Origin of the sequence: Escherichia sp. MOD1-EC6475, assembly GCF_003046645.1 — a bacterium.
Classification (GTDB): Bacteria; Pseudomonadota; Gammaproteobacteria; order Enterobacterales; family Enterobacteriaceae; genus Escherichia; species Escherichia ruysiae.
Window position 1 is genome coordinate 1 of the sequence record NZ_PZKQ01000069.1, and the last position, 9768, is coordinate 9768.

The 9768-nt window shown below is 48.1% G+C and carries 6 protein-coding genes and 3 pseudogenes; 7 read left to right on the forward strand and 2 right to left on the reverse strand.

From position 1 onward, the window contains the following. The coding region (locus tag A7589_RS23395; protein ID WP_226478917.1) for a hypothetical protein at positions 1 to 82 on the reverse strand (82 nt) is incomplete at its 3' end. Positions 83 to 146: 64 nt separating this feature from the next. On the opposite strand from A7589_RS23395, the pseudogene A7589_RS20270 reads away from it, so the two are divergent. From A7589_RS20270 to A7589_RS20290, 4 genes and pseudogenes are all read left to right on the forward strand, one after another. Continuing rightward, positions 147 to 575 (forward strand): annotated as a pseudogene (locus A7589_RS20270) (IS3 family transposase); the annotation flags it as partial. A 672-nt stretch (positions 576 to 1247) separates the two neighbouring features. After that, on the forward strand, positions 1248 to 2756 hold the full coding sequence (gene ltrA, locus A7589_RS20280; protein ID WP_001189123.1) for a group II intron reverse transcriptase/maturase: 1509 nt from the start codon (positions 1248 to 1250) through the stop codon (positions 2754 to 2756). A gap of 80 nt (positions 2757 to 2836) precedes the next feature. Then, positions 2837 to 3302 (forward strand): annotated as a pseudogene (locus A7589_RS20285) (IS3 family transposase); the annotation flags it as partial. Between the two features lie 20 nt (positions 3303 to 3322). Next, a pseudogene (locus A7589_RS20290) lies at positions 3323 to 4339 on the forward strand (IS256 family transposase); the annotation flags it as partial. A 47-nt stretch (positions 4340 to 4386) separates the two neighbouring features. On the opposite strand, the gene A7589_RS20295 reads toward A7589_RS20290, so the two are convergent. Further along, positions 4387 to 6561, reverse strand: a complete 2175-nt coding sequence (locus A7589_RS20295; protein WP_108188988.1) for an extracellular solute-binding protein — start codon at positions 6559 to 6561, stop codon at positions 4387 to 4389. 333 nt (positions 6562 to 6894) lie between these two features. On the opposite strand from A7589_RS20295, the gene A7589_RS20300 reads away from it, so the two are divergent. The 3 genes from A7589_RS20300 to A7589_RS20310 are packed head-to-tail and all read left to right on the forward strand — an operon-like array spanning position 6895 to position 9713. Next, positions 6895 to 7719 (forward strand): MBL fold metallo-hydrolase, encoded by an 825-nt coding sequence (locus A7589_RS20300; protein WP_032203560.1) that lies wholly within the window; start codon positions 6895 to 6897, stop codon positions 7717 to 7719. Between the two features lie 12 nt (positions 7720 to 7731). Further along, entirely contained in the window at positions 7732 to 8967 is a 1236-nt protein-coding gene (locus A7589_RS20305; RefSeq protein WP_032177316.1) for an MFS transporter, read from the forward strand. A 32-nt stretch (positions 8968 to 8999) separates the two neighbouring features. Then, the gene (locus tag A7589_RS20310) at positions 9000 to 9713 is read left to right on the forward strand and encodes an MgtC/SapB family protein (protein WP_032177315.1); all 714 of its coding nucleotides are present in this window, start codon (positions 9000 to 9002) and stop codon (positions 9711 to 9713) included. Positions 9714 to 9768: the final 55 nt, after the last annotated feature.

Here is a 9768-nt window from a genome sequence, read left to right on the forward strand (position 1 = left end):
TCGCTATTTCACTGAAGCCAGTTCCGTTCTTCCATAGTTCAAAAACAGAGGCTTTTTCCTCTGCTGTAAATGTTCGTCTCATTCAAAAAACCTCCGCAACCCCATGTTTTCACATAACTGTTGCGTTGACCAATTGAATCTACAGTGGCGTACTTCGCAAAGCTGTCCGACTGAGGTACGCCTTTATCCGTGACAACACCTGTTGCTGGCCTGTTCGCCTGCTCTGTCGGGTGCTGGATGTTCATCCCAGTGGTTTATACGCCTGGCTTCAGCAGCCGCATTCACAACGCCATCAGGCAGACCTGAGACTGACAGGACAGATTAAACAGTTCTGGCTGGAATCGGGATGCGTCTATGGTTATCGCAAAATCCATTTAGATCTGCGGGACAGCGGGCAACAGTACGGAGTGAACAGAGTCTGGCGACTGATGAAACGTATCGGGATAAAGGCTCAGGTCGGATACCGGAGCCCGCGGGCTCGTAAAGGCGAGGCCAGTATCGTGTCGCCCAACAGGCTTCAGCGACAGTTCAATCCGGATGCTCCGGATGAGCGTTGGGTAACGGACATAACCTACAGTGTGCCCGGAGTTCAGGGCGGGCATGGATGCTTAAATGAACCGCGAGTCTGTCTGGAATATTGAACCGGTAACTCACGATGAGAAACCCAACAATCCCACCGGGTGTGACGGTGGAGAACCTGAGCGGCAGTGACCTGCGGCATGCCCGCAGGGTGATGTAACCCGCTGACAACGGGGATTGAGGCGAGATCACTAAGCCGAGATGATCCTCAAGGTTAAGTACTGAAAGGCTGAAGAACATGAACCCGTTAATCCGCCTCTGTGGGTTGAAAACGTCACCACGGCCTACGTGATCTGACAGGCCGTGCAGGAGGAACTGGCAGTGATACGTAAGCACTGCCGGTCGAAGGTGTTTTGACATGTATGCGAAACACCGGGGCAGCAGCGTCTATCACGCTTGCGTTGCTGACTTCTGCCAACTTGCGGCAAGCAAGGATAAAGAGTGCGACGGGCAGCCTCCTCAGTATGCCTGAGTCCAGGCAGGTAAACCAGGGAAGGTCAGCGACGGATGTTAAGGGGGCATGGCTCCGATGACGCGCTGGCTGGCGGAGCTTCCGTAGTAGTCCGCGATGGGGAAAGCCCATTACATGGCGAAGGGAAGCAGTTTGAATGTGTTTGCGACGTGAATTAACTGACCTAACGAGGTGAAGACCTTTGATAATCAGCGAAATGCAACGCAAGCTTGCCACATGGGCAGTCACCGATCCGTCCCTACGGATTCAACGGCTGCTGCGTCTGATAACACAACCAGAATGGCTGGCTGAAGCGGCGCGGATCACGCTTTCATCAAAGGGGGCCCATACCCCCGGCGTTGATGGCGTGAACAAAACAATGCTACAGGCCAGACTGGCTGTTGAGCTGCAAATCCTCAGGGATGAATTACTCTCAGGCCACTACCAGCCCTTGCCCGCCAGACGGGTTTACATCCCTAAAAGCAACGGCAAACTGCGACCACTGGGTATCCCCGCGTTGCGGGATCGTATTGTTCAGCGGGCCATGCTGATGGCGATGGAGCCGATATGGGAGAGTGATTTTCATACGCTCTCATATGGCTTCCGGCCTGAGCGCAGTGTCCACCACGCGATCCGCACGGTGAAATTACAGCTCACAGACTGTGGTGAAACCCGGGGACGCTGGGTGATTGAAGGCGACCTGTCCAGTTACTTCGACACCGTACATCATCGACTGCTGATGAAGGCTGTACGCCGCAGGATCAGTGACGCACGTTTCATGACTCTGCTGTGGAAAACCATCAAGGCGGGACATATCGATGTCGGTCTCTTTCGGGCGGCCAGTGAAGGTGTGCCACAGGGCGGTGTTATATCGCCGCTATTATCGAACATCATGCTGAATGAGTTCGATCAATACCTGCATGAGCGCTACCTGAGCGGGAAAGCCAGAAAAGATCGGTGGTACTGGAATAACAGTATCCAACGGGGCCGAAGTACGGCGGTCAGAGAAAACTGGCAGTGGAAACCCGCGGTGGCGTACTGCCGCTATGCCGATGATTTTGTCCTCATCGTCAAAGGCACCAAAGCACAGGCGGAAGCCATCAGGGAGGAGTGTCGGGGTGTGCTCGAAGGCAGTCTGAAACTCAGGCTGAACATGGATAAGACTAAAATCACCCATGTTAATGACGGCTTTATCTTTCTGGGGCACAGGATCATTCGCAAACGCAGTCGTTATGGCGAGATGCGAGTGGTCTCAACGATCCCGCAGGAGAAAGCCAGAAACTTCGCCGCATCGCTGACAGCACTGTTATCAGGCAACTACAGTGAAAGCAAAGTCGATATGGCTGAACAACTCAACCGAAAACTGAAAGGCTGGGCCATGTTCTATCAGTTCGTTGATTTTAAGGCCAAAGTCTTCAGTTATATCGACCGTGTCGTGTTCTGGAAGCTGGCTCACTGGCTGGCCCGCAAATACCGTACAGGTATCGCTTCCCTGATGAGGTGGTGGTGTAAATCACCGAAACCGGGTCAGAGCAAAACGTGGGTTTTATTTGGTAAAACCAATCACGGCAAGCTCAGCGGCGAAATACTGTACCGGTTGGTGGGGCAAGGCAAGAAGCTGTTCCGCTGGCGGCTACCCGAAGGTAATCCCTATCTGAGGACGGAGACCAGAAACACGTATACATCGCGCTTTACAGAAGTGGCAATGGCGTTCGCCAGCATTTAAATGGAGAGCCGGATGCGCTGAAAGGTGCACGTCCGGTTCGGGGAGGAGAGGCAGGGAAATAGTCCGACTACGCCCTGCCTCTTACTCTACTAAGGACCCACGAAGGCTGGCTGTATCTTGCCGTGGTTGTTGATCTGTTCTCACGCAAAATTATCGGCTGGTCCATGCAATCCCGGATGACAAAAGACATTGTCCTGAACGCACTGCTGATGGCTGTATGGCGGCGTAATCCCCAAAAACAGGTGCTGGTTCATTCGGATCAGGGCAGTCAATGAATGGCAGTCGTTCCTGAAATCACACGGCTTGGAGGGCAGCATGAGCCGTCGCGGTAACTGCCATGATAATGCGGTTGCAGAAAGCTTTTTCCAGTTGTTGAAACGCGAACGGATAAAGAAAAAGATCTACGGAACGCGGGAAGAAGCCCGCAGCGATATTTTTGATTACATCGAAATGTTTTATAACAGTAAGCGTCGGCATGGTTCCAGCGATCAGATGTCACCGACAGAATATGAAAACCAGTATTATCAACGGCTCGGAAGTGTCTAAATTATCCGTGGCGATTCAATTCCACGAAAACCGTCACCACTACCGACGGGCCGATGGAATTACGTACTCCACGTGATCATGATGGTTCCTTCGAACCACAACTGGTGAAGAAAAATCAGACCCGCATTACCGGCATGGACAACCAGATCCTGGCACTGTATGCCAGAGGGATGACTACCCGCGAAATTACCTCAGTCTTCAAAGAAATGTACGATGCAGACGTCTCTCCGGCGCTGATATCGAAAGTAACCGATGCCGTAATCGACTAGGTTGTTGAATAGCAAAACTGTCCTCTGGATGCGATTTATCCCATTGTTTATCTTGACTGTATTGTCCTGAAAGTACGGCAGGACAGCCGGGTTATCAACAAAGCGGTGTTCCTGGCTCTGGGTATTAACCTTGATGGTCAGAAAGAGTTGCTGGGTATGTGGCTGGCCGAAAATGAAGGTGCAAAGTTCTGGCTGAATGTACTGACGGAACTGAAAAATCGCAGCCTGAACGATATCCTTATCGCCTGCGTGGACGGCCTGAAAGGCTTCCCGGAAGCGATTAATGCCGTCTCCCCGGAGACGCAGCTCCAGTTGTGCATAGTACATATGGTACGCAACAGCCTGCGGTTCGTGGCGTGGAAAGACTATAAAGCGGTAACCCGTGATCTGAAACAGGTTTACCGCGCAGCCACGGAAGAAGGCGCGTTGCAGGCGCTGGATGCGTTCGGGAAGGAATGGGATGCACGGTACCCGCAGATAAGTCGCAGCTGGCGGGCAAACTGGCCGAATGTTGCCACCGTCTTTGTGTACCCGGAGGCGATCCGCAAGGTTATCTACACCACTAACGCAATCGAATCGCTGAATAGCGTCATCAGACATGCGATAAAGAAACGGAAAGTGTTCCCGACAGATGAATCGGTGAAAAAAGTGGTGTGGCTGGCTATCCAGTCAGCCTCACAGAAATGGACGATGCCACTTCAGGACTGGCGGATAGTAATGAGTCGCTTTATTATCGAATTCGGTGACCGCCCTGACGGTCACTTCTGAGAAAGACATTTACACCGAATGATGGACAGGCTCGAGGTGTCACATTTTCAGGCCCCCGTTTCGTTTCTGATCCGTGCATTGATATATTCCACAGCCTGATTGACGTTCATAATGCCGTTAATCGCATTCGTCACCCCTTGCCCAATGATAATCTCTGCCTGACGCAGGTTAAAAGGCTCACCTTGACTTCCCTGAGACTCACGTATTCCCTTCATGCCTTTTTCATTCAGTAAATTAAACCACGGGTAGAGATTGAGAACGTTTTGATCGTGACATATTCCAGACCAAGCGCTGTTGCCCCCCAACAGAACCAGATGACGCGAAATTTCATCGGAATAAAGCCAATGAAAAAACTGCTCAACCTGTTTTTTCTTCTTACTGTAGCGAGACATTCCAATAGAACCACCACCCAATTGTGGAAGCTGCCCTGGAACGGGAGCATAGCCGATCGTGGGAGCGATGGTCGTATGCGCAACATCGTTAAACAAATTGAGATACATAATCAGCATGGCGAGATTTCCACACTCAAACTGTTTAACAGCATCGTTCCACCACTCACCGGCAATATTCACGGCAACAGGCAACTGTTGTAGATATTCTTCGAGTGCAACGGCAGCAAGCGAAGTATCAAGTTGTATCGGCTCGCCTTCACGCACCAATCGCCCACCTAACGCGTAGTAACGCAGCAAGTACTCAGTGGCAATAAGTCCTGAACTGCCCAACGTTACCGCAGTTCCCATTGGACGCTGTTTATTTTTTGGCTGATGCCGTTGACTAAAGAAAGTAGCAATCTCATCAAATTGTGCGAAATTCTCTGGTAGAGTTAACTCTTTTCCTGTGGATTCATAAAACATCCGTTTAATCGTTGCATCTTCAAACAGATCTCGTCGATAAAACAGAAGCTGCATACTGGCATCAAAGGGAATTGCCCATGCAGTCCCATTCACCAGGCTGAAGTACTGTTGAAGTTGCTCAGAGAAGTTATCCAGCAATAACGGGAGCTCAGGGGAGACCGATTCCAGCGGTAATAATGTTTTTTCTGCAAACCAGGGAAAACACGCCATATCGATTCGCAGTAAATCGTAATAAGGGTGCAAGTGAAGATGAGAGAGAATTTCAAAAACTTCATCATACGGATAAACCGCAAGATTAACCTTAATGCCGGTCTGACGATAAAAGTGGGGTAACAATTTCTTCAGCGCATCGGTCGAAGGGCTGGGCAAAATTAACATATTCAGTGTCGTCTCGGTCTCATGAGACGGAGCGCATTGTCCATTCCAAGAAAAACCGCAATTCGTCAGAATATGGTGCTTCTTTTTACTTTTGGGTTGGCGAATACATGCAGCAATAGTTGTTCCCAGGCGGGCATAATCCATCTGATAGCTGGTGATTCCATCAAAAGATGCAGGAAGATTGTCACTCAGTTGTACTATCGGCGGGCAGGGCTGAGAACTTCCAAACCAAGCCGCCTGCGTCAGTGCGCGCGTCTTCTCACTGTCCTGAACAATAAACAGATCGGGTATGACCCCTTGGAAAAATTCAAACGCGACAGTGTTAACTTCACTGGCATGCGCGGGTATAATTGTAAGCTTTGTGTGCAGGCTTAACTTTCGGCATACCATTTGTATCGCTTGAGTAAAGTGCGCGCTGTGGGAAAATTCCAGCGGTTCACAGAAAACACCAATATGACCCGGGTGCTGCTGCAGTGCCCTCCTTGCAGCTTCTTCCCCTGCGGTCACGTAGTCAAGGCTAAAATAACAAACTGCACTGGCGGGCTGACGATACGCAAAAAACACATTCTCCGGGGAGAGCCTGAGCATGTCGTAATAGGGCTGGCTGTTATCCAAGCAACTCACAGTGACAATAGCCTGGTAAGACTTTGCCGCCAGCGTTTGTAAAATATCCAGTTCCAGATTAGGCAAATCATTAGTCAGGTAAAGATCAATCGGTTCGCAGAGTGAAGGTTGCAAGACCTGGTGTAATCCCCGATAAAGTTGATAGTAACGTTCCGCATTGATGCCTGGCAGAATCAAGGCCACTCCCTGACTTTTGCTAGCTCTCAATGATTGAGCCTGCGCATTTAACTGATAGCCAACTTCTTGGGCCGCACGTTGAACCGCTTCAATCTTCTCAACGCTTACATTTCCTCTGCCATTGAGCACATTTGAGACAGTCCCATGCGACACACCGGCAATTCTTGCTATGTCTTTGATAGTTGGCATTTTTACATCACTCCCCTAATGCTTTTATGCTAGCACTGCGCTCATCAGAAAACTATCTTCAGCAAGATAATTTGAACGTTACAAAATAAAAAAGTGTATTTTATCAACACATCCTTATAACCACTTCTCAACACCACACGACTCATACACATGAGTTAAAATTTCAATATATTGAAAAATAAATATAAATTTTTAAATCTTTGAAGAGGATCACTTTTAAAGAAAAAGATCGTTGTTGGCTTGAGTTTGCAAGATAATAATTGACACGTTCCAATAACGTCTTATTACATTTTTGTTCAAAAAACAACACTCTGTTTTGAGTAAGAGGGAAACATGAAAATTCATTTTCTGGGAACCGCGGCATCCGAAGGGATACCCAATCCTTTTTGTCGTTGTGAGCACTGTCAGCAAGCCCGTATACGTAAGGGAAAAAACATTCGTACACACTCTTCCGCGATTATTGATGATCAACTGTTGATTGACGTCGCGCCGGAATTTAGCCAACAGCTGCTGCGCGACGACATGGATGCAACTGAAATCAGGTCGCTTCTGTTTACCCATACTCATCCCGATCATTTCAACGTCGGCGATCTTTTCAGCCGAATGGAGGGTTACGGATTTGAGATTACCCATCCGCTGAATATCTTTGGTAACGATCGTGCGATTAACGGTGCGGCAGAGGTTTTGCCGGGCTATAGCGCAGAGCGCTTTGCCTTTCATTGCCTGGTACCCTTCGTCACCGTAGATACCCGTGGCTATCGGATAACTCCGCTGCTGGCTAACCATGCTAAATGGGAGCTTTGTTATACCTGGTTTATCGAAAAAGAAGGCCAGTCAATATTTTACGGTCATGACTCTGGCTGGTTTCCTGAGCTCACCTGGCAGTGGCTGGAAGGGAAAAAAATTGATCTGGCCGTTCTGGAGTGTACCTACGGCTTTAATGGAGAAAATCGTACCAATAACCATATGAGTTTGGAAACGGTGTTCGCTGCCAGGGACAGACTGGCGGAACTGGACTGCCTGAAGAAAACAAGTCAACTTGTCGTCTCGCATATTTCACACAGCGGCGGTCTCCTGCACGATGAGCTAGTAGCAGCATGCGATAAAGAGAACATTCTTGTCGCTTGGGATGGGCTTAACCTGAGTATCAACCAATAAAGGATATGCAATATGGACCTGAATAAAACCCCACGTCTGCTGGTTATGATGTTCATACAATATTTCATGCAGGGTGCCTGGAATATGACCATGGGACTGGTATTAAGTACCTATGGTATGGCAACCATTATTGGCTCATCTTATGCCTTGCTTGGTCTGGCGACCATTCTTTCTCCACTCTTTATTGGTATGGTCGCCGACCGTTTTTTCTCGTCACAAAAAGTCATGGCAATCCTGCATTTAATTAATGCTGGTGTACTGTTGTTTGTTCCACAATTTATTGAGGCACAAAACACGGGTATGACGTTGACCATGATCTTCCTAGTCGGTCTGTTGTTTTATCCAACAACTGCGCTGGCTAACAGTATCAGTTTCAGCCACATTAACGGGGTGAAATATTTCCCCTTTATTCGTGTGTTCGGCACATTTGGCTTTATGGTCATCGGTTTTATTATTGGTGAAATGGGCTATTCCGGAAATACCATCACCTGGTATATAGCATCAGCCTCCGGTGTCGTGCTTGGCCTTTACTGCTTTACATTACCACACACACCACCGAAAGCAAAAGGTAGCGTATTTACACTCCGCGATCTGTTATGTCTGGACGCTCTGGCACTCTTCAAGGACCGTAGTTTCTCGGTTTTGATGCTCAGCATTTTTGTCCTGATGATCCCTAAAACAGCTTATTCCGCTTATATCCCAGTCTTTTTAAAAGCGCTTGGATTCGAGAACGCCGCGTCAATGATGCAGGTCGGCATAGCCTGTGAAGTCATTTTTATGTTCCTGCTCTCGTTTTTCTTACTGAAAGCCGGCTTCAAAATTACTCTCATGTTGGGTGCCGTATGCTGGATCATCCGCACCCTGTTGTTTGCTCATGCATCACTGGATGCCAACATGATGTTTGTGCTGATCGGTCTGATGTTGCAGGGATTTTGCTGGGACTTTTTCTTTACCGTGGGCGACATTTATGTTGACCGTAAAGCCGCGCCAGAGATTAAAGCGCAAGCCCAAAGTTTACGATTCATCGTCTCGAACGGCGTCGGTTTGCTATTTGCCTCTACCGTATGCGGGCAAATATTTAACAACACTGTGACGGAACAAGGCCCACAAGCGTTACCGCAATGGGAAACATTTTGGCTGGTTTCAGCAGGCGTTGCCGCAGTGGTCAGCGTATTCTTCCTGATATTCTTCCGGGACGATATTTCAAAACGCAAAGCAGATCTCCCATTGAAAAAAACGCACTACTAATCGTTAAAGACTTTTTTCATTAAGGTAATTGCATGAATAATCTGGCCGCCATCATCAATGAGCAAGGATTGTTGCCTTTAACTACGATCATCAAAATCAGCATTTCATTTATTCTGGGTGGTATTATAGGATTGGAAAGAGAATCGAAAGGGAAACCAGTCGGCTTCAAAACTTGCGTTATTTTATCTGTAGCCAGCTGTGTGTTAACTGTTGTATCAATACAATCTGCTGAATACTATGCTGAAATTTCGATGAATATCCGTAGCGATCCTATGCGCCTAGCGGCTCAGATTATCAGTGGTGTTGGTTTTCTTGGTGCGGGAGTCATTCTGCACCGACACGACGATGCTATTTCAGGTCTCACGACTGCGGCAATTGTCTGGGCATCTGCCGGGGTGGGAATCACCTGTGGCGCTGGTTTTTACTTTCATGCTTTTTTTTCCACGGCTTTATTTTTATTGGCAATCAAACTAAGTCCATTCATTATTTTCTTACAGACTAAAGATCAGTTTCCCGGAAAAGTAAAAGTCCGGGTTATTCTTGATGAACGCGATGCACTCGAAAATCTGATAACACGCATCCATCAGCAGAAAAACATTATTGAAAACATAACAATCAGGGATATTAAGAAGGGTAAAATTGAGGTTAATCTCAAAATAGTAATTCGTAAGAAGATGACTTTGCCTGACTTGTACCACGATCTCACCCATGTTGAACACGTCTGCACTATTGCCCTTGAACATTAATACTCTTTTGTGAAGTCCGGTAATGTCTCTGTCGAAGGGGTAATGACTCCAACTT

Coding starts and splice junctions, on each gene's coding strand:
- A7589_RS20310 (WP_032177315.1), top strand. CDS start 9,000: ATGAATAATCTGGCCGCCATCATCAATGAGCAAGGATTGTTGCCTTTA.
- A7589_RS20305 (WP_032177316.1), top strand. CDS start 7,732: ATGGACCTGAATAAAACCCCACGTCTGCTGGTTATGATGTTCATACAA.
- A7589_RS20295 (WP_108188988.1), bottom strand. CDS start 6,561: ATGCCAACTATCAAAGACATAGCAAGAATTGCCGGTGTGTCGCATGGG.
- ltrA (WP_001189123.1), top strand. CDS start 1,248: ATGCAACGCAAGCTTGCCACATGGGCAGTCACCGATCCGTCCCTACGG.
- A7589_RS20300 (WP_032203560.1), top strand. CDS start 6,895: ATGAAAATTCATTTTCTGGGAACCGCGGCATCCGAAGGGATACCCAAT.